This window comes from Bradyrhizobium sp. Leaf396, assembly GCF_001424605.1.
GTDB lineage: Bacteria > Pseudomonadota > Alphaproteobacteria > Rhizobiales > Xanthobacteraceae > Bradyrhizobium > Bradyrhizobium japonicum_C.
In genome coordinates this window covers 150,417-170,976 of sequence record NZ_LMQJ01000045.1, presented here as the reverse complement: position 1 = coordinate 170,976, position 20,560 = coordinate 150,417, and the positions used below count along the sequence as shown (strand labels likewise).

17 protein-coding genes are annotated in these 20,560 nt (G+C 65.3%); 6 read left to right on the top strand and 11 right to left on the bottom strand.

The window, feature by feature from the left end:
• Positions 1-122 precede the first annotated feature (122 nt).
• The 5 genes from ASG57_RS28245 (at position 123) to ASG57_RS28225 (ending at position 8,111) form a co-directional block, all read left to right on the top strand.
• Positions 123-1,706, top strand: coding sequence for a Do family serine endopeptidase (locus ASG57_RS28245; protein ID WP_024339854.1), 1,584 nt, complete (start codon positions 123-125; stop codon positions 1,704-1,706).
• Positions 1,707-1,978: 272 nt separating this feature from the next.
• Complete coding sequence (locus ASG57_RS28240; protein ID WP_029674102.1) at positions 1,979-2,659, top strand: response regulator transcription factor; 681 nt, start codon at positions 1,979-1,981, stop codon at positions 2,657-2,659.
• The gene (locus tag ASG57_RS28235; RefSeq protein WP_024339856.1) at positions 2,643-4,103 is read left to right on the top strand and encodes a sensor histidine kinase; all 1,461 of its coding nucleotides are present in this window, start codon (positions 2,643-2,645) and stop codon (positions 4,101-4,103) included. The genes ASG57_RS28240 and ASG57_RS28235 overlap by 17 nt, the downstream gene beginning before the upstream one ends.
• Positions 4,100-7,069, top strand: a complete 2,970-nt coding sequence (locus ASG57_RS28230; protein WP_024339857.1) for a bifunctional [glutamine synthetase] adenylyltransferase/[glutamine synthetase]-adenylyl-L-tyrosine phosphorylase — start codon at positions 4,100-4,102, stop codon at positions 7,067-7,069. The genes ASG57_RS28235 and ASG57_RS28230 overlap by 4 nt, the downstream gene beginning before the upstream one ends.
• A gap of 148 nt (positions 7,070-7,217) precedes the next feature.
• Positions 7,218-8,111 carry a LysR family transcriptional regulator gene (locus ASG57_RS28225; RefSeq protein WP_024339858.1) on the top strand — a complete coding sequence of 298 codons (894 nt, stop codon included), beginning with the start codon at positions 7,218-7,220 and terminating at the stop codon, positions 8,109-8,111.
• Between the two features lie 161 nt (positions 8,112-8,272).
• Here ASG57_RS28225 and ASG57_RS28220 read toward each other — a convergent pair whose 3' ends face one another.
• The 9 genes from ASG57_RS28220 to oxlT form a co-directional block, all read right to left on the bottom strand.
• Complete coding sequence (locus ASG57_RS28220) at positions 8,273-10,603, bottom strand: PAS domain-containing sensor histidine kinase (RefSeq protein ID WP_024339859.1); 2,331 nt, start codon at positions 10,601-10,603, stop codon at positions 8,273-8,275.
• Between the two features lie 214 nt (positions 10,604-10,817).
• Positions 10,818-12,191 (bottom strand): cation-efflux pump, encoded by a 1,374-nt coding sequence (locus tag ASG57_RS28215; RefSeq protein ID WP_024339860.1) that lies wholly within the window; start codon positions 12,189-12,191, stop codon positions 10,818-10,820.
• Between the two features lie 196 nt (positions 12,192-12,387).
• On the bottom strand, positions 12,388-13,356 hold the full coding sequence (locus tag ASG57_RS28210) for a zinc-binding dehydrogenase (protein ID WP_024339861.1): 969 nt from the start codon (positions 13,354-13,356) through the stop codon (positions 12,388-12,390).
• A 25-nt stretch (positions 13,357-13,381) separates the two neighbouring features.
• On the bottom strand, positions 13,382-14,377 hold the full coding sequence (locus ASG57_RS28205) for an NAD(P)H-dependent flavin oxidoreductase (RefSeq protein ID WP_024339862.1): 996 nt from the start codon (positions 14,375-14,377) through the stop codon (positions 13,382-13,384).
• A 222-nt stretch (positions 14,378-14,599) separates the two neighbouring features.
• Positions 14,600-15,250, bottom strand: coding sequence for a hypothetical protein (locus ASG57_RS28200; RefSeq protein WP_024339863.1), 651 nt, complete (start codon positions 15,248-15,250; stop codon positions 14,600-14,602).
• A gap of 53 nt (positions 15,251-15,303) precedes the next feature.
• Positions 15,304-15,507, bottom strand: a complete 204-nt coding sequence (locus ASG57_RS28195) for a hypothetical protein (protein WP_029674103.1) — start codon at positions 15,505-15,507, stop codon at positions 15,304-15,306.
• 186 nt (positions 15,508-15,693) lie between these two features.
• Positions 15,694-15,945, bottom strand: a complete 252-nt coding sequence (locus tag ASG57_RS28190) for a hypothetical protein (protein ID WP_024339865.1) — start codon at positions 15,943-15,945, stop codon at positions 15,694-15,696.
• Between the two features lie 161 nt (positions 15,946-16,106).
• Positions 16,107-16,532, bottom strand: coding sequence for a CBS domain-containing protein (locus ASG57_RS28185; RefSeq protein WP_024339866.1), 426 nt, complete (start codon positions 16,530-16,532; stop codon positions 16,107-16,109).
• 222 nt (positions 16,533-16,754) lie between these two features.
• Complete coding sequence (gene oxlT, locus ASG57_RS28180; RefSeq protein ID WP_024339867.1) at positions 16,755-18,044, bottom strand: oxalate/formate MFS antiporter; 1,290 nt, start codon at positions 18,042-18,044, stop codon at positions 16,755-16,757.
• On the opposite strand from oxlT, the gene ASG57_RS38200 reads away from it, so the two are divergent.
• A complete protein-coding gene (locus ASG57_RS38200; RefSeq protein ID WP_155248477.1) occupies positions 18,034-18,192 on the top strand; it encodes a hypothetical protein in 159 nt (52 codons plus the stop codon). The two genes, oxlT and ASG57_RS38200, sit on opposite strands and share 11 nt — an antisense overlap.
• Positions 18,193-18,451: 259 nt before the next feature.
• On the opposite strand, the gene ASG57_RS28175 is transcribed toward ASG57_RS38200, so the two are convergent.
• Positions 18,452-19,951, bottom strand: a complete 1,500-nt coding sequence (locus ASG57_RS28175; protein ID WP_024339868.1) for a tripartite tricarboxylate transporter permease — start codon at positions 19,949-19,951, stop codon at positions 18,452-18,454.
• Positions 19,952-19,994: 43 nt separating this feature from the next.
• Positions 19,995-20,486 (bottom strand): tripartite tricarboxylate transporter TctB family protein, encoded by a 492-nt coding sequence (locus ASG57_RS28170; protein WP_024339869.1) that lies wholly within the window; start codon positions 20,484-20,486, stop codon positions 19,995-19,997.
• Positions 20,487-20,560 lie beyond the last annotated feature (74 nt).

Here is a 20,560-nt window from a genome sequence, read left to right as displayed (position 1 = left end):
GCCCTTCATTACGAAAGTTTAACCCCGCCGCCAGCGCGCGGTAAGGCGGGAGTCCCCATCTTCAGGTCCGCAAGGTGCTGGCATCCGGCACCAAAAGGAATTCAAGGCCTGGAGATTTCTGCATGACCGACCGTATCGACCTCTCGAACCTTCCGTCGTACCGGCAGCCGCGCCGGTCGGTGTTCTCCGCGCGCAGGCTCGCGCTGATGGCTTCGGTCGTCGCGGGGCTCGGCGCGGCCGTCTATGGCTTCAGTCCGTCGACGTCACCGGCCGACCTGTTCTCCAGTCCGGCGCATGCGCAGGTCAACAACGAGGTTCGCAAGGTCGAACGCCCGATCGGCTTCGCCGATATCGTCGAGCGCGTGAAGCCGTCGGTGATCTCGGTGAAGGTCAACATGAAGGAGAAGACCGCGAGCAATGATGACGGCGACGATTCATCCTCGCCGTTCCAGCCGGGCTCGCCGATGGAGCGCTTCTTCCGCCGCTTCGGCGGACCGGATGGCTTCCCGGGACCGGGCATGAGGGGCGGTCGGGGCCGCGTCGTGCAGGGCCAGGGCTCCGGCTTCTTCATCTCGGCTGACGGCTATGCCGTGACCAACAACCACGTGGTCGACGGTGCCGACAAGGTCGAGATCACCACCGATGACGGCAAGACCTATACCGCCAAGGTGATCGGCACCGACCAGCGCACCGACCTCGCCCTGATCAAGGTCGAGGGCGGCTCGAACTTCCCGTTTGCCAAGCTCGCCGACGGCAAGCCGCGGATCGGCGACTGGGTCCTTGCGGTCGGCAATCCCTTCGGCCTCGGCGGCACCGTGACCGCGGGTATCGTTTCGGCCAGCGGCCGCGATATCGGCAACGGTCCGTACGACGACTTCATCCAGATCGACGCGCCCGTGAACAAGGGCAATTCCGGCGGTCCGGCCTTCGACACCAACGGCGAGGTGATGGGCGTCAACACGGCGATCTACTCGCCCTCGGGCGGCAGTGTCGGCATCGCGTTCTCGATCCCGGCCAACACCGTGAAGAGCGTGGTCGCGCAACTGAAGGACAAGGGTTCGGTCAGCCGCGGCTGGATCGGCGTGCAGATTCAGCCTGTGACGTCGGACATCGCTGACAGCCTCGGCATGAAGAAGGCCGAGGGCGCTCTGGTGGCGGAGCCGCAGGCCAACGGTCCGGCAGCGAAGGCCGGCATCGAATCCGGTGACGTGATCACCTCCGTCAACGGCGAACCCGTCAAGGATGCCCGCGAGCTTGCCCGCACCATCGGCGGCATGGCGCCCGGTGCGACCGTGAAGCTCAACGTGCTGCACAAGGGCCAGGACAAGGTCGTGAACCTCACCCTCGGCCAGTTGCCGAATACGGTCGAGGCCAAGGCCGACACCGACAAGGATAGCGGCAAGGGTGCCAGCCGCGGCACCGACGTGCCCAAGCTGGGCATGACGGTTGCGCCCGCCAATTCCGTGGCCGGCGCCGGCAAGGAAGGCGTCGTGGTCACCGAAGTCGACCCGAAGAGTGCCGCGGCTGAACGCGGCTTCAAGGAAGGCGACGTGATTCTCGAAGTCGGCGGCAAGAGCGTGAGCACGGCCAGTGAAGTCCGCGAGGCCATCAGCACGGCGCGGACCGAGAACAAGAACAGCGTCCTGATGCGCGTGAAGAGCGGCGGCCAGTCGCGCTTCGTCGCGGTGCCCCTCGCCAAGGGCTGAGCGCTTCAGGAGGCCACGAGATGAAGGGTGTCGCAGGCATCAGTCGCCCCCGCCGCGGCGCCCTTCGGGGAAGCAGCGCAACGTTTGCTTCCCCTATCTACCTTCCGGTGGAATACGCCCCCCTCCGTCGGAAGGCCTAGGGCGGTGAAGTCCCCCCAGCTTCACCGCCCGCCTTTTTCTCAATGCCGGCGTCTCTCGCTCGGCTTGCATGCGATTGCCGCCCGCGCCATGTTTAGAGAAGGTTGACCTCCTTGACCGCCGCCGAACGCACGATGCGCCTCCTCATCATCGAAGACGACCGCGAATCCGCCGACTATCTCGCCAAGGCGTTTCGCGAAGTCGGACACATTGCCGACCACGCCGCCGACGGCGAGGAAGGGCTCGCCATGGCCGAGAACGGCGATTACGACGTGCTCGTGGTCGACCGCATGCTGCCCAAGCGCGACGGCCTGTCGCTGATCGGCGCACTGCGCGACAAGGGCAACACGACGCCGGTGCTGATTCTCTCGGCACTGGGGCAGGTCGATGACCGCATCAAGGGCCTGCGTGCCGGCGGCGACGACTATCTGCCGAAGCCTTATTCGTTCGCCGAGCTCCTCGCCCGGGTCGAGGTGCTCTCCCGCCGCCGCGGCGGTCCTGCCGAGGATACGCTGTATCGTGTCGGCGATCTCGAGCTCGATCGGCTGTCACATCGCGTTGCCCGCGGCAAGGACGAGCTGACGCTTCAGCCTCGTGAATTCCGCCTGCTCGAGTACCTGATGAAGCACGCCGGCCAGGTGGTGACGCGCACCATGCTGCTCGAGAACGTCTGGGACTATCATTTCGATCCGCAGACGAACGTCATCGACGTGCACATCTCGCGGCTGCGCTCCAAGATCGACAAGGGCTTCGATCGACCGCTGCTGCACACGATCCGCGGCGCCGGATACATGATCCGTGACGGCATTCGGTAAACTCGTCCGCACCACGGCGTTCCGGCTGACGCTGGTCTACCTGCTGCTGTTCGCGATGTTCGCGGCTTCGCTGCTCGGCTATTTCGCCTGGAATACGCGGCGGCTCATCACCGAAGAGATCACGCAGACGGTCAACGCCGAGACCTCGGAGATCAACGAGATCTACGGTCGCCGCGGCTTGCGCGGACTCGTGCTCGCGATCGAGTATCGGGCGCTGCGGCCGGGCGCCAACCTCTATCTGGTGACGACGCCGACGGGGCAGGCGATCGCCGGCAATGTCGGTTCGCTCGCGCCCGGCGTGATGGCGACGCGCGGCTGGTCCGAGACCGCCTACCGGCGGCTCGAGGACGCCGATGACCGCGATCATCGTGCGCTGGTGCGCGTCACCGAACTCGAGAACGGCTTCCGGCTTCTGATCGGCCGCGACCTCGCCGAGCGGCGTCGTTTGTTCGGCATCGTCGCCAAGGCAGCGCAATGGTCGGTCCTGATCGTCGTCGTGCTCGGCCTCGGCGGCGGCATCTTCGTGGCGCGGCGTGTCTTGCGCCGCATCGACGCCATGACCGGCACCACGCAGCGGATCATGAGCGGCGACCTCAGCGAGCGCTTGCCAGTGGGGCGCAGCGGCGACGAGCTCGATCGGCTCGCCGAGAACCTCAACGCCATGCTGGAGCGGATCGAAGCGCTGATGGCGGGGCTGAAGGAAGTCTCCGACAACATCGCGCACGACCTCAAGACGCCGCTGACGCGCTTGCGCAACCGTGCCGAGGAGGCTCTGGCCAAGTCCGGCTGCGAGGCGGACTACCGCGCCGCGCTGGAGCGGACCATCGAGGAATCCGACGGGCTGATCCGCACCTTCAATGCGCTGCTGATGATCGCGCGTGCCGAGTCGGGCCAGGCGCGCGGAAACATGGATGATTTCGACGCTGCCGAAGTCGCGGGTGGCATCCACGAGCTCTACGAGCCGCTGGCCGAAGAGGACGGCATGACCCTGAAGGTCAAAGCCGAGCCGACGCCGGTTCACGCCAATCGCGAGCTGGTCAGCCAGGCGCTCGCCAATCTCGTCGAGAACGCGATCAAATATGGCAAGCCGGCGGCACAGGCAGCGGGAACCGTGGTCAGCATGGACGCCAGGCAGATCACGATTGAGGCGAGGCGGGAAGGCGAGCAGGTGCTGCTCAGCGTCACCGACCGCGGCCCGGGGATTCCCGAAGCCGATCGCAAGCACGTCGTCGAGCGATTCGTTCGGCTGGAGGCCAGCCGCACGCTGCCGGGCTCCGGCCTCGGCCTGAGCCTCGCCTCGGCGGTTGCGACCCTGCACGGTGGCGAACTACGCTTGGGCGCCGCCCACCCTGGTCTCGTCGCCACGCTCGTCCTGCCGGCGCGTACGGGCGCGGGCGACAGGGTTGCTCCGCCGCTGCAGGATGTGCCACAGAAGGTGGCATGAACCACTCCGCGCCGGGAAACGCGGACAAGCATGGTGAGAGACTGGCCGCGCGCTTTGCGGAAGCTCCCCATATTGCCGCTTCCGCAACCGACGAAAGACGCCTTGAGAATTGGCTGGCCGAACTCGAGCCGGCTCAATCGGCTCGTCTCGAATCCCTGCTGGCTCATCCTTTCGCGCGGGATATCTTGACCGGCATCGCGGAATTCTCGCCCTACCTGTTCGATCTCGTGCGGGCCGATCCCCTGCGCCTGATCCGTCTGCTCGACTGCGATCCGGATGTGCATCTGGCGGGGCTGATGGCGGAGGCGAGGGACGCCGTGCTCGCAGCCCCCGACGAAGCCGAGGTAATGCGCCTGCTTCGTCGCATGAAGGCGGAAGCAGCGCTGCTGATCGCGCTATGCGACATCGGCGGCGTCTGGCCGGTGATGCGGGTGACGGCGGCGCTGACAGACGTTGCAGTGTTCTCGGTGCAGGCGGCGCTTCGGTACCTGCTGCGGCAGGAAGCCGCACGCGGCAAGCTCTCTCCGTCCGATCCCGAGGCTCCCGAAGAGGGCTGCGGGCTGATCGTGCTCGCGATGGGCAAGATGGGCGCGGGCGAGCTGAACTATTCCAGCGACATCGATCTCATCGTGTTCTTCGACCCCGAGGCGACCACGCTCGCGCCCGATATCGAACCGCAGCCGTTCTTCGTTCGTGTGACCCAGGGGATGGCGCGCATCCTCCAGCAGCGCACCTATGACGGCTACGTCTTTCGCGTCGACCTGCGGCTTCGGCCCGATCCGTCCTCGACACAGGTGGCGATCTCGCGGGACGCCGCGCTGAACTATTACGAGCGGGAGGGGCGCACCTGGGAGCGCGCCGCCATGATCAAGGCGCGTGCCTGTGCCGGCGATGCCAGGGCGGGCGAGGCGCTTCTGTCAGAGATCGCGCCCTTCGTCTGGCGCAAGCATCTCGACTTTGCCGCACTCGCCGACGTGCACGACATGAAGCGGCAGATGCAGACCTATCGCGGCCAGAGCGAGGTCGCAGTCGAAGGCCACAACGTCAAGGTCGGGCGCGGCGGCATCCGCGAGATCGAGTTTTTTGCGCAGACCCAGCAATTGATAGCGGGCGGCCGCCATCCGGAATTGCGGGTGCGGCCGACGCTGAAGGCGCTGGATGTGCTCGCCTCCAGCAACTGGATCACCCACGCGGCGCGCGACGAGCTGACCACGGCCTACGAGTTCCTGCGCCGCGTCGAGCATCGCCTCCAAATGATCGCTGACGAGCAGACCCACACGTTGCCTGAGGACAGGCAAGCAGTCGAGCGCTTCGCGTGGTTCTTCGGCTATCCGGATCGCGAGGCCTTTGCGCGCGACCTCTTGCACCAGCTGCAGATCGTGCAGGGGCACTATGAAAAGCTGTTCGAGGGCGATGATCCGACCGGGACGGCCAAGCTGCCGGCGCTCGACTATAGTGCCGGCCCCGAGGACCCGCGCCTGCTTCAGCACCTGGCGACGCTCGGCTTCAAGAAGCCGGCCGCCGTCGCGCAGACGGTGCGCGACTGGATCACCGGCGACTATCGGGTGTTCCGGGTTGAGGCGACCCGGAATGCTTTCGTCGAGTTCGTGCCGGCTCTTATCGACGGACTTGCCCATGCCGAGGAACCGGACCGCGCGGTCGTGGCATTCGATGATTTCCTCGCGGCGCTCCAGCGCGGCGGCCGGCTGATCACGTTGCTCGGCCAGAACCGCGATCTCGTCGCGCTGGTGGCGCTGGTGCTGGGCGCGGCGCCCCGGCTGGGCGAAATGCTGGCGCGGCAGCCGCAGTTGATGGACGGTCTGATCGATCCGCGCTTCTTCGGCGCCATGCCCGACCGGGAGGAATTGTCGGGCCGGTTGGCTGCGACCGTGCAGGACGCCGGCTCATACGAAGAGTTCCTCGATCGGCTGCGCCTGTTCGGGCAGGAGAGCCTGTTCCTGATCGGCACGCGCATCCTGTCCGGCACCGTCTCTGCGCAACAGGCCAGCACGGCATTTGCCGACGTCGCCGAAGGCATCGTCCACACCGTGCATGGCCTCGTCGCCGATCGCTTCGCCGCCCAGCACGGCCGCATCAAGGGGCAGGAGACCGCGATCATCGCGATGGGCCGGCTCGGCAGCCGCGAGATGACGGCCTCGTCCGATCTCGACCTGATCCTGTTGTACGATTTCGACGGCGAGCATCCGGACTCGGACGGACCCAAATCGCTGCACGGCGCGCATTATTTCGCGCGCTTCACGCAGCGCCTGATCAGCGCGTTCACGACGCGCACCAATTACGGCGTGCTCTACGAGATCGACATGCGGCTGCGTCCGTCGGGGCGCGCCGGCCCGGTGGCCTCGAGTCTCGTTTCATTCGCGGACTACCAGGCCAACGAGGCCTGGACCTGGGAGCATATGGCGTTGACGCGCGCCCGCGTGGTGTCGGCGTCGGACGCCTTCCGGGAGCGGATCGAGCGCGTCATCCGGGACGTCCTGACCCGCCGCCGCGATCCCGCCATCACCGCCAACGACGTCGCCGACATGCGGCGCGCGATCGCCCAGGAAAAGGGCGAGGCCGATTGCTGGGATCTCAAGCATGCTGCCGGCGGCATGGTCGACATCGACTTCATCGCGCAATATCTCCAGCTCGTGCACGCTCACGACAAGCCGGACATCCTCGATGTCAGCACCGTGCAGGTGCTGGAGAACGCATGCAGGATCGGCGTGCTCCCGCAATCGGAGACCGAGATCTTGCGTGCAGCAGCCCGGCTCTATCACGACCTGACGCAGATCCTGCGGCTCTGCGTCAGCGACCGGTTCAAGCCGGAAACGGCGGGCACTGATCTCCAGCGCGTGATGGCGCGCGCCGGCGATGCGCCGGATTTCTCGTCGCTGGAGGCGCGCGTGAAGGAAACCCAGAGCGAAGTGCGGCGCGTGTTCAGGGCGCTGCTGGAAGGGACGTAGTCTGCTTCAGCGATGGAATGGCCTCGCGGACTTCAGGTGCGAGGCCCGCGCCGCCTGCATCCACCGCTCAGGCGGCTGGTTTTTCCGTGTTGGAAGGGAGCAGGCGTGCTAGCCTGCGCGTCACCGCATTGATCCGAGGGACGACCGGTTGATCGACAAGCTCGAACTATTGCTGGCGCTGGCGAAGGAGCGGCATTTCGGACGCGCTGCAGAGGCCTGCGGCGTGACGCAGCCGACGATGTCGACGGGGCTCAAGCAGCTCGAGGAGATTCTCGGCGTGATGCTGGTCCAGCGCGGGTCGCGGTTTCAGGGCTTTACCCCTGAAGGCGAGCGGGCGCTCGACTGGGCGCGGCGCATCGTGGGCGATGCCCGCGCGATGCGCGACGAGATCAACGGTCTGAAGCATCAGCTCTCCGGCGAGATCCGCATCGCGGCGATCCCGACCGTGCTCGGCATGGTCGCCGCGCTGACGACGCCGTTCCGCGCCAGGCATCCCGAGGTGCGGTTCCGCATCCAGTCCACCACCTCGTCCGAGGTGCTCGGGCTGCTCGAAAACCTCGAGGTCGATGCGGGGCTGACCTACATCGAGAACGAGCCGATCGGCAAGGTGCGCACCATTCCGCTCTATAATGAGAGCTACCGCCTGCTGACCGCGCCGGACGCGATGTTCGGTGATCGCGAGACGGTGACCTGGAAGGAAGTCGGGCAGGTGCCGCTCTGCCTGCTGACGCCCGACATGCAGAACCGCCGCATCATCGACCGCGCGCTGCGCTCGGTCGGCGCGGAGGCAACCCCGACGCTGACCTCGAACTCGCTGCTGGTGCTGTTCACGCATGTGAAGACAGGACGCTGGGCGAGCGTGATGCCCGCCAAGCTCGCCGAGACGCTCGGCCTGTCCGACACGGTACGCTCAATCCCGATCGTCGAACCCGACGTCAACTACAGTATCGGCATGGTGATCCCGCAACGCGATCCGATGACGCCGCTGATCGCGGCGCTGGTCAACGTCGCGCGAGAGGTCGCGCCTTCGCTGCAATTGTAGATTCGAGCAGGCGCCTCGTCCTTCGAGGCGCGCGAGGGGCGCGCTCCTCAGGATGAGGCTCCGTCCCATCGCGCTCTGCTGCCGCGCACTCATCCTCGTCCTGAGGGCCCGCCGCAGGCGGGCGTCTCGAAGGATGGCGCAAGCACGTAACTGGCGCCACCTCAAGCCGCGGCCGAGATCCCGGCCGCTGCCTTGATCGCGTCGCGCGGCAGGGTCACGCGCACGACGGTGCCGACCTCGAGCTTGGAGCGCAGCCGCATCGAGCCGCCGTGGAGCTGCGCCAGCGAGCGTGCGATCGCGAGGCCAAGGCCCGAGCCGTGATAGGTCTTGGTGAGCTGGCTCTCCACCTGCTCGAACGGGCGGCCCAGCCGCGCCAGCGAATGCGGCGCGATGCCGATGCCGGTGTCGGCGATCATCAGCACGATCCTGTCGTCGAGCTGCCGGCTGCGCACCACGACACGCCCGCCGTCGGGCGTGAACTTCACGGCGTTGGAGAGCAGGTTGACGATGATCTGCTTGGTGGCGCGGCGGTCGGCGACGACCGAGATCGATTTTGCGATGTCGGCGTCGAGCGTCAGGTGCTTGTCCTGGGCACGGCCGGTGACGACCCGCAAGGATTCCGCAAGTGTCTTGGAGAGGTCCAGCTCCTCCATGTCGAGTTTCATCCGGCCAGCCTCGATCTTGGACATGTCGAGTATGTCGTTGATGACCTCGAGCAGATAATGGCCGCTGGTCAGGATGTCCTGACAGTATTCCTGATATTTCTCCGAGCCGAGCTCCCCGAACATGCCCGAGCCCATGATCTCGGAGAAGCCGATGATGGCATTGAGCGGCGTGCGCAGCTCGTGGCTCATATTGGCGAGGAACTTCGACTTGGTCTGGTTGGCTTCCTCGGCGCGGGTCTTCTCGCGCTGGTACTTCTCGGCGAGGTCGGCGAGCTCGACCGCCTGGCGCTCGAGCGCGGCTTGCGAGCGCTTGAGGTCGATGACCGTGGCGCGCAGGCGCAGATCGTTGTCGACCAGCTTCTGCTCGTGCTCCTTGATACGGGTGATGTCGGTACCGACCGAGACGTAGCCGCCGTCCTTGGTGCGGCGCTCGCTGATGTGCAGCCAGCTGCCGTCGTCGAGTTGCGCCTCGAAGGTGCGTGCGCCCGGGCCCTGGACTCCGGTCTCGTTGTGGCGGGTGCGCACCTCGGGCATGCGGCCGACTTCGAGCACCGTCTCGTAGGAGGTGCCGGGAATGACGGCCGTGTCGGGCAGCTTGTGCAGGCGCTGGAAATGCGAGTTGCAGAGCACCAGGCGGTCGCTCGCGTCCCAGAGCACGAAGGCTTCCGGAATGGTCTCGATCGCGTCGCGCAGGCGTAGATCGGCTTCCACCGTCTTTTCCGCAAGGCTCTTCTGCTCGGTGATGTCGACGGCGATCCCGATCAGGTGAACGCTTGAATCGGTCGCCCCGCGCGTCTTCTCGCAGCGAACGCGCAGCCAGATCCAGTGCCCGTCGACATGCTGCATCCGGAAGGTCTGGTCGATATGGTCGATCTTCTCGGAGATGAGCTGGTCGGCGATCTCGAACAGGTCGATGTCGTCGGACTTCACCAGCGCGTTGACTTCGCCGAAAGTGAGGAGCTCGTGGCGGCCGTCGAGGCCGAGCATCGAGAACATCGATTGCGACCAGAAGATCCGGCCGCGCGACAAGTCCCAGTCCCACAGCCCGCAGCGGCCGCGATTGAGCGCGGTGTCGATGCGCCCGCGCACGGCATCGTTGATGAGGTCGCCCTCGCGGGCGCGGGTCGACTGCCAGTGGAAGGCGAAGCCGAGGATCAGCACGACGAAGCCGGTGGTTGCCGACAGCGTCACCGAGAGCGCGGCGTCCGAGCCCCAGATCGGCTCGTTGCGCTCCTGGATCACGGTGACGAAGCCCGGCAGCGACTTGATCTGCCGCGAGGTCGCCATCGCCGCATTGCCGTTCGGCAATGTCATGTCGGAGATGTTGCCGTCGCGCGTCGGCGCCGCGAGCAATTGGGCGGTCGTGATCGCATCGAGCAGCCGGTCGTTGCCGGAGGGATCGCTGTCGATCGGGATGCGGGCGAGGACGCGGCGGTCGATGCCAGCCGAGGTGACGATGACGTGGCGGCCCGAGGCCATGCCCCAGGACGGAATGAGATCCGGCAACATCGCCGGCAGGCTGTCGATGGTCTTTGGTCGGTCGTGGCGCACCGAGGTGAGGCGGTCGATGCGCTCGGCGAGCAGGTCGGCGAGCGCGCTGATATCCTGGCGGATCACCAGCCGCTTCTGGCGCGTTTGATCGACCACCTGCACAAAGGCACCGAGGCAGATCGTGATCAGGAAGGCGATGATGAGCGTCGGAACGGCGCGGCGCAGCGCCGGCTCTGCGACCAGCAGCCGATGATAGGCAGGTTTCGCGATCGATTGCGCCAATCCCTTGATCGAATCGGATTGGACGCACGCGTTCGCGGCGTCTGCGCGCGCCATGCCTTCGGCCCCCTGAAAACGAGCTTCGAAAGCAGCCCCACGTCGCTTTCGAATCACACTGATTTGAATCCAGTTTTCGCGGGCTGTCGAGAGTCAACGAATCGTTAACGCGAAATTATTCTTATCCAACACGCAGTTTGTGCATCGGGCGTCCGCAAACCCACGGACGCGAGGAGTCCGAAACGGGAACGTGTGTCTCACCATGCGTCCTTCATCACGCGCGCGGCGGTTCCGCGTGACTGATGACGCGCTTCACGCTCGGGAATGCACGCCGCAACGCGCGCTCGATCGCGTCGACATGCTCGTGCACCTTGATCACGCTCATCGACGGCGCTGCGCGGCAATGGAAGTTGACGATCTCGCCGGCGTCCGTGTTGCGGACCCGCACGTTATGGATGTCGTGGATCTCGCTGCCGGCGGCGTATTCCGTCAGAGCAGCCGCGATGGTCTGCACCCTGTCAGGTGCGGCATCGACCCCGAACGGCAGTTCCGGTTCCATGGGCTCGATGTGGACGTCGACCTCGACGTCCTCGCCGAACTCTTCCTTGATCTTGCGCTCCAGCGTGTTGGCGATGTCGTGGGCGGCCTCGAGCTGCATTGCGGCGTCGACCTCGAGATCGATGCTGACGATCAGCTTGGCGCCGAGGTCGTGCACGGTGACGTGGTGGACCGCGAGGCCGGAATTATGCGCGATCACCATGATGCGGTCGTGGACGGTCTCGTTGTCGCGAGCGACAGGCACCGCAGCGAACGTGAGGTCGGCGTCTCCGAATGCCTTGGTCACTGCGGCCTGTGCGTTGCGCTTGATCTCCTCGACGCGGTCGATCGGATAGGTTCGCGGGACCTTTGCGATGGTGTCGATGAACGTGGTCGCTCCGACCATGCGCACGCGCAGCCGGTCGACGTCGATCACGCCCGGCACGCCGCGGATCGCGGCGGTGGCCTTCTCCTGCGCGCCTTCCGGCGCGCGGTCGACCAGTGTCTGCACGGTTGAGCCGGCCAGGCGCAGGCCGAGAGCTGCGATCATGACCGCGACCGCGGCCGCGGCCGCCGCGTCGCCCCACCAGAAGCCGAGCGCGGCGAGGATCAGGCCCGCGATTACCGCGAATGAGCCCATGACGTCGGAGGCGAAATGCAGCGCATCCGCCGCCAGCGCCTGGCTCCTGGTCTCTCGCGCGGCGCGCTGCAGGGCGCGGGCGCGCCAGAGATTGACGACGATGTCGATCACCAGCACGACGAAGGGCACGGCCGAGATGGTCGGCGGCGGGGTTCCCTCGCTCAGCCGGCTATAGGCCTCGACCAGAATGCCGCCGGCAAGCACGTAGAGCAGGGCGGTGACGCCAAGGGCAGAGATGCTCTCCAGCTTGCCGTGGCCGTAATGATGCTCCTCGTCCGCCGGCTTGTCGGACACCCGCACCACCGCCCAGGTGATGATGGTGGCGACCAGGTCGATCGAGGAATGCAGGGCTTCGGAGATCAGCGCCAGCGAGCCGATTGCGATCCCGACCGCGAACTTCGCCGCCGCCATGCCGCCGCTGGCGAAGATCGAAATCGCCGCGACCGAGGTTTTGCTGTGCTGGGAGGTCATGGCGGGGATTTAGCAGCCCAGCGTGGGACATCAAGCAATGATCCACAGAAGTAGTCGCGAGTGACTTGCAGGAGCGAAGCTATCGCGGTTGCTCTTGTATGGAAAGCTCACCCGTGCCTCTTCCTCGGTCATGGCCGGGGCGAGCCGGCCATGACGCCGTGGAGGGAGGCGGGCCATGTCGTTCCGTCCGCCGCTCCTACAACGCGACCACAATCTTCCCCAGGTGCTTGTTCGCCTCCATGTGGTCGAATGCCTTTTCAATGTCGTCGAACGAAAACACCTTGTCGATCGGCAGCTGCAGTTTTCGCGATTCCACAGCGCCCCAGATGTCCTTGCGCACCTCCTCGAAGATCTCACGGACCTCCTCGATGGTGCGGCTGCGGAAGGTGACGCCGACATAGTCGATGCGCCGGGCCGCATGAAGGTCGAAGTTGAAATCGGCATGGGTACCGCCGAGCCGGCCGACATTGACGATGCGGCCCTTGATCTTCGTCGCGGCTAGATTCTGGCTCGCGACCTTGCCCGAGACCTGGTCGACGATGAGATCGACGCCTTCTCCGTTCGTCGCCCTCAGCACCTCGTCGACCCATTTGGGATCGGAGCTGTCGACGGCGAGATCGGCGCCATATTCCTTCAGCCGGCCGCGGCGATAGGCATCGGTCGATGTGCCGATCACGAGCTTTGCGCCCTTGAGCCTGGCAATCTGCATCGCCATCAGGCCGACGCCGGAGCTGGCGCCCTGGATCAGCGCGCTCTGACCCGCCTGCATTCCGCCAACGGTAACGACCGCGTTGTGCATGGTCGCGAGTGCGACGGGGAGGGTGGCGGCCTCCTCGAAATTCATGTTCGAGGGGGCGTGGAACAGCCGGCCGTGATCGGCCAGCGTATATTCGGCGAACGCCGCACCGCCCGAGCCCATGATGCGGTCGCCGACCTTGACGCCTTTGGCGTCCGGCCCGAGCTCGGCGACTTCGCCGGCCCATTCCATGCCGAGCACGGTGCCGACGCCGCCGGCCGCCCCATGGGCGTGTCCCTTGCGCATGCCGGTGTCCGCCCGGTTCAGCCCGCAAGCGCGGACCTTCACCAGCACCTGCGTGCCTTTGGGCTTTGGTTGAGCGACGTCGGAAATCCGAGCGCCGTCAGGACCATAGACATAAGCTTTCATGCAATGCTCTCGCGACTTACAGTGATTATTCCGCAGCTTCGCGTTGCGGCTGAACGATCATGCCTTCCAGTCGGCCGCGGATGATTGCCTCCGCTTCGCGCACGATGCGGGAGACGAGCTCGGCGCAGCTCGGGATGTCCTGAATTAGGCCCTGGACCTGGCCGGCTGACCAGATGCCTTCGTCGGAATTGCCGGTGGCATAGACCATCTTGCCGCGGGCACCGGCGACGAGCTCGCGGATGTCCTCGAACTTGGCGCCTTCCTTTTCCATGGCGACGACCTTGGTCGAGACGGCGTTCTTGGCGACGCGCGAGGTGTTGCGCATGGTGCGGAAGATCAGCTCGGTCTCGCGCTCGTCGTTGGCGACGATCTTCTCCTTGATGAGCTGATGGATCGGGCTCTCCTTGGTCGCCATGAAGCGCGTGCCCATGTTGATCCCTTCTGCGCCCAGCGCCAGCGCCGCCACGAGGCCGCGAGCGTCGGCAAAGCCGCCCGAGGCGATCATCGGGATCTTGACCTTGTTCGCGGCGGCCGGGATCAGGATCAGGCCGGGCGTGTCGTCCTCACCGGGATGGCCGGCGCATTCGAATCCGTCGATCGAGATGGCGTCGACGCCCATGCGCTCGGCCGACAGCGCGTGTCGGACGCTGGTGCATTTGTGCACGACCTTGACGCCATGTTTTTTGAACTCCTCGACATGCTCCTGCGGCTTGTTGCCGGCGGTCTCGACCACCTTGACGCCGCTCTCGATGATGGCGGCCCGGTATTCGGCATAGGGCGGCGGCTTGATCGCGGGCAGGATGGTGAGATTGACGCCGAACGGCTTGTCGGTGAGGTCGCGGCAGCGCGCGATCTCCTTGGTGAGGTCCTCCGGCGTGGGCTGGGTCAGCGCCGTGATGAAGCCGAGCGCTCCGGCATTGGCAACGGCGGCAACCAGCTCGGCCCGGCCGACCCACTGCATTCCGCCCTGGACGATCGGGTGCTCGACGCCGACGAGCTTGGTGAACCGTGTCTGCAACATGATGTGCTTCCCCCGCGCCCTGCGTGGCGCTCTCTGTTATCGGTTGATCGCGGCAGGATGCCGCCCGGGTCGGGAAATGTCTATCGCGCCGGCGCGCGGCCAAGGCAGGGCGATCATGCGGGGATGCGGATGATTCCGTGCGGCGGATAATTGGAGTGCATGGAGCTTCTCCGGTGCGACGGTTGGGCCGTGCCGCTCCGTCCAGGGGCTCCAGGGCTTCCCTTACTCCGCCGACAGCCGCACCATCTGGCGGCCGCCGTTCATTTGCTTCAGGCTGTTGACGAAGTTTTCCGGGCGCTGCCAGCGATGGGGCACCTTCAATCCCATGAACTCCGCGATGTCGCCGATGAAGCCGGTGCAATTCATGGTCTCGGCATTCCACACCGGAGAGCTGGCCTGCAACTCCTTGATGTAGGCGAACACGCGCTTGGCGTCGGCCTCATTGAGATAGACCCGATAGTTCGCGGTCAGATATTCCGGATCGAGATCGCCGTAGCTTGCGCCGGTCTCGGATGGCACGAAGGTGATGTGACCCAGCACATAGGCGAGCGTGTCGCCGGCGGGCGTGAGGCCCGCGACCTCGACCGCTTTCTCGCTGGTCTTGCCGTACCAGACGAAGGCATGGCCCCAGCTCGCGGCGGTCCGCGCGCGGAAGTCGACGTAGTAGGGGCCCTTCTCCGCGCGCGCGACGGAGCGCCGCGCCGCTTGCGGCTGAGGTCGCGAGGCGGTGTCCGCCGTCGCAAGCGCGTTGGCATCGGCAACGCGCTTGTTTGCCTCGTGGGCCGAAGCCGAGGGCGTCGTGCACGAGAGCATAGCCGCAAGAGCGAAGCCCGCGAGGATGCAGGATCCCGATCGATCAGCTTTCTTCGTCACGCTATTCCCCTCGACTGCCGGCTGCTACGCAGATGCGCGTATTCCGCTGCGCGTCAGTAGCGCGCCGCGACGGGACCGGGCGCCTTGCCGATCGGGGCCTTTCCAACCGGGCTCTTGCCAATCGGCATCTTGCCGATCGGCGCCTGCTCGGCCGGATAGACCGGCACCGGCTGGCGTCGCGGTATATCCGCAGCGTTTGCAGCCGTCACCAGAGCAAGCGTAGCACCCAGAGCGATTACGATTTTCTTCACAGTCATACCCCTGAAGGTTTGGTCCAACACGACAGCGCCGTGCCCCCCAGACACGCCGCAGAGATGGGCGTCCGAATGCGTCCAAGTTGCGGCGTGCACGGGACATGTTGGCGGCATATCTCTGACGCGCGCAGATGTGATGTTTGCAGGGATTGGTGGAGATCGCTTGCAGGGCGACGCGGCGTGTCGTCCTCAGGCAGAGTCCTCGCCGCGGGACGCGGGCAGCGGTGCATCCTGATCGTTGCTTGGGCCGAAACGCCTGAACAGCCAGATGCCTGCGATCAGGCCGGCCAGGCCGCCGACGGGACCGATGGCGAAGACCGCGCCCATGGCGATGCCGCCATCGTTGCCCGGTCCGGCGAGAGCAATCACCAGCGCGGCCAGCGCGGACCAGCCGGCGACCAGGCCAATCAGGGCGAACAGGATGGCGATGAGGATGCGCATGCGGATGTTGGTCGCGCGGAGGCGACCCGCGGTTCGAGTCCGCAATCATGGCCTCGATGCCGAACAGCTGAGCCTTGAGCAGGACCAGGTCGGCTTGCGACTTCGACAGCTCTGCCCTTGAAAGCATTCAGCGCTGCCGATGCATCTTGCACCGCGCCTGCTCAGGCTGCTTGCGGTGTCGAGTTGGTGGCTTCGTCGAGCGCGGCGGCGATGTCGCGCATGCTGATCACCGAGACGAGGCTGTAATCGTCGATTACGGGCAGGTGACGGATGTGATGACGGTTCATCAGATGGCGCACGTGCTCGATCGTATCGCTCGAGGTGCAGGAAACGAGTTGCTGTACCGACACCAGCTGCGAGACCTTGACGTTGACGGCATTGGCGCCGTGCTCGACGACGGCGCGTACCACGTCGCGTTCGGTGAACATGCCGACCGCGGTGTTGCCCTCGGAGCGGACGACGTCCTTCACCACCAGCGCGCTGATGTTGTTGGTGCGCATCAGCTTGGTGGCGATACCCACCGTTTCATTCATGCGCACCGTGACGACACGCGGCGTCTTCTTGCGCAGGATGTCTCCGACCAGCATTTCAACCTCCCTGACTTTGACGTTGAGAATAGTCTGGTATACATAATGCCAATCGTCAAGCGCTGGTTTGGCTGATCCGAAGAATCTTGCGGCAGCGGTGCTGACGCAAAGGCGGCTTCGCTGCGCTTGCATGCTCGGCGGTCCTGGGCGGCGACCTTGCGGCCAACGAAAACGCCCGGCCGCGAGGCCGGGCGTCGAACTCACGCTAGCTGGGCGAAGGCGTCAGATCGTGGATTTCGCGACCACGATCTTGCGCCAGGGCTTGAGCACGGCGATCGCCAGCAACGACGCCAGGATGTTGGCGCCGGCGGCAATGATGAACACGCTGTCCCATGTCCCTGAAGACTGCTGCATGTAGTTGGCGATCGGCACCAGCAGCGCGGCGGTGCCCTTCGCGGTGTAGAGCAGGCCGGCATTGGTGGTCGCGAACTTGGCGCCGAACGTGTCGGTGCAGGTCGAGGGGAATAGCGAGTAGATCTCGCCCCAGGCGAAGAACACGAAGCCCGAGAGCAGCACGAACCAGACCGGATCGTGGCCCCAGAGGTAGAGCATCCAGATCCCGAAGCCTTCCATGCCGAAGGCGATGAACATCGTGTTCTCGCGGCCGATCATGTCGGAGATCCAGCCGAAGAACGGACGCGTCAGGCCGTTGAGCACGCGGTCGATCGTGGCTGCGAAGGTCACCGCCGTCATCGTCACCGCCATCAGCGTGACCGGCACGTTGTCGACCTTCCAGTCGGCCGCGATCGGCTTCAGGTTGGCCGTCACCATCAACCCGCCGGCGCCGACGATCACGAACATGAAGTACATCAGCCAGAAGATCGGCTGACGCAGCACCTCGGTCGGCTGGTAGTTACGCCGGGTCTGGAGCAGATTGGCGTTCGCGACCACGTTCGGCACCTGTCCCGCCTTGGGCGCGAGCAGGAAGAAGGCGAGGATGCAGATGACAATGCCTTGCCCGAGGCCGAAATAGAGGAATGTGGCCTGGAAGCCGCTGTCCTTGATCATGGCCTGGATCGGCGCGACGGTCAGCGCTGAGCCGGCACCGAAGCCCGCGGCGGTGATGCCCGCGGCGAGACCGCGCTTGTCCGGAAACCATTTCAACGCATTGCCGACGCAGGTGCCATACACGCCGCCGGCGCCGATGCCTGCGATGATCATGCCGAGATAGTAGCCGTTGAGCGAGGTGGCCTGCGCGTTGATCGCCCAGCCGACGGCGCAGAGCACGCCGCCGACCAGCACCACGATCCGCGGGCCGTATTTGTCGACGAACCATCCTTCGATCGGCACCAGCCAGGTCTCGAACAACACGAAGAGGGTGAAAGCCCACTGGATCGAGGCGCGATCCCACCCGAATGTTTTCTGAATGTCCGGGACGAAGAACGTCCAACCGTATTGATAGTTGGCGATCATCACCATCGCCGCCACGCCGATCGACAATTGCAACCAGCGATAGGCATCGCTCACACGTGTTGCACTAGGGGCCGCAGCCGACTGCACCATGTCCGTCATTCAAAACCCTCCCGAACGCGCCGATCATTTTTATGCCTGCGCCGGCGCGCAGCTTGGTATGCATTATGCCAAGATTCAAGCGAAGGGCGGCGAGGTGCGGCGAAATGGCGCAGCCTTCTTCACATGCGCCATGAGCGCGGGCTTGTAAAGCCCCCATCGCCGCGATCCCGTCGGCGGGATCGTGAAATTCATATAAGCAATTGAATTTACGTAGTTATATTCTGATGTCGGACTGCTGGATCTCAGCGGAGGGCCAGTGCGCTTGCGGATCTTTGAGGCTTTGCGCTGGTCGCATGATCTGACGCGCGGTCATTTCCTCACCGTGCGGCGGCTGGAATTCTATATTCCAGAAGTCCGGCCTGCGACGGTTTGGCACTGCTCGCGGTACCGATTGGTCCGGCCGCGCCTCAGGCCATCGACGTGCGCAGGCGGCTGTAGCCTTCCTGGATCGCGGACCAGAACAGGGCGACGAGGCCGAGCGCCATGATCGTGCTGACGAGACCGTTGGAGAAGAACACGCCGAGCGAGCCCTGCGATCCCAGCAGCGATTGCCGGAAGGACTCCTCCGCCTTGTCGCCGAGCACGATGGCGAGCACCAGCGGCGCGAGCGGGTAGTTGCACTTCTTCAGGAGATAGCCGAGCACGCCGAACACCAGCATCAGCATCACGTCGAAGGTGCTGTTGTGCACCGAATAGGCGCCGATCGCGCACAGCACCAGGATGAGCGGCGCGATGATGCCGAAGGGCACGCGGAGGATGGCGGCAAAGATCGGCACGCAGGTGAGCACGACGATGAGGCCGGCGAGATTGCCGAGATACATCGACGCGATCAGGCCCCAGACGAATTCCTTCTGCTCGACGAACAGCATCGGACCCGGCTGCAGACCCCAGATCAACAATCCACCGAGCAGGACTGCTGCGGTGGGGGAACCCGGCACGCCGAGCGAGAGCATCGGCAGCAGCGCGGCAGTGCCGGCGGCATGGGCAGCGGTCTCCGGCGCGATCACCCCTTCGATCTCGCCCTTGCCGAAATTGTTGCCGCGTCGCGCCAGGCGCTTGGCGATACCGTAGCTCATGAAAGATGCGGGCGTAGCACCGGCGGGCGTGACGCCCATCCAGCACCCGATCAGGCAGGAGCGCAGCGAGGTCATCCAATAGGCGGGGAGTTCCCGCCAGGTATGCAGCACCACGCGAAGGTTGATGCTGGCGTTGCCGCCGCGGAACGCCAGCCCTTCCTCCATTGTCAGCAGGATCTCGCCGATGCCGAACAGGCCGATCACGGCGATCAGGAAGTCGAAGCCGTTGAGGAGCTCGGTGACGCCGAAGGTCAGCCGCAACTGGCCCGTGATCGAATCGAGGCCGACCGCCGCGAGGGCAAAGCCCATCATCATCGCCGCGATCGTCTTGAACGGCGGCTCCTTGCTGAGGCCGACGAAGGAGCAGAAGGCGAGGAAATACACCGCAAACTTCTCCGCCGGGCCAAACCGCAGTGCGAAGCCCGCGACGAGCGGGGCAACCAGCGTGATCATGATGACCGCGAACAGCGCGCCGACGAAGGAGGAGGTGAAGGCGGCCGTCAGGGCTTCGCCGGGTTTGCCCTGCTGCGCCATTGGATAACCATCGAAGGTGGTCGCCACGGACCAGGGTTCGCCGGGTATGTTGAAGAGGATCGATGTGATGGCGCCGCCGAACAAGGCGCCCCAATAGATGCAGGACAGCATGATGATCGCCGATGTCGGCGGCATGCTGAAGGTGAGGGGGAGAAGGATCGCCACCCCGTTGGCGCCGCCAAGCCCCGGCAGCACGCCGATGATGACGCCGAGCGTGATGCCGATGATCATCAGCATGATGTTGTAGGGCTGCAGGGCGACCGCGAAGCCGTGAAACAGATTGGCCAACTCTTCCATGTCGATATGTCCTGCAGCGGTAACGAAAGATGCGGCGCAGCTCTTACAGACCGAGCCATTCCTCGAATGGGCCCTTGGGCAGCGGGACCAGGAACCAGCGCTCGAACACGAGATAGGTCAACACCGGCATCCCGATCGCGACCGCGACGGTCGTCAGCCAGCGATAGCCGCCGAGCCAGCGCATGAACCAGGCGATAAAGACCGTCGAGGCGACGTAGAGGCCGATGAACGGCATCGAGCCGACATAGATCGCGGTCGGCACGACGACGCTCATGACCTGGCGCAGCTGTCCCCATTCGGCGAACAGTCGGCCGTCGTCGTCGCGCTGCGCATGCCAGAGGTTGATGGCGCTTGCGACGACGATGGTGGCACCGACATAGAAGGGGAAGAAGCCGGCACGCGGGCCCTCCGCGCCCCAGCTGATGCCGGCCTTCACGCTGCCGAAGATCACGACGAGGCCGAAGACACCGATCAGCAGCGCCATCCCGATTTCCAGCGTTTTGTGCGCCGGGCCAGATTCGGATCGTTCAGTCATGGGATCTCCAGGCGGAATGGCGATGGTGCGCGGTCACGGCCGACGGGAGGACGACCAGCGTCTTCAGCCGTCGT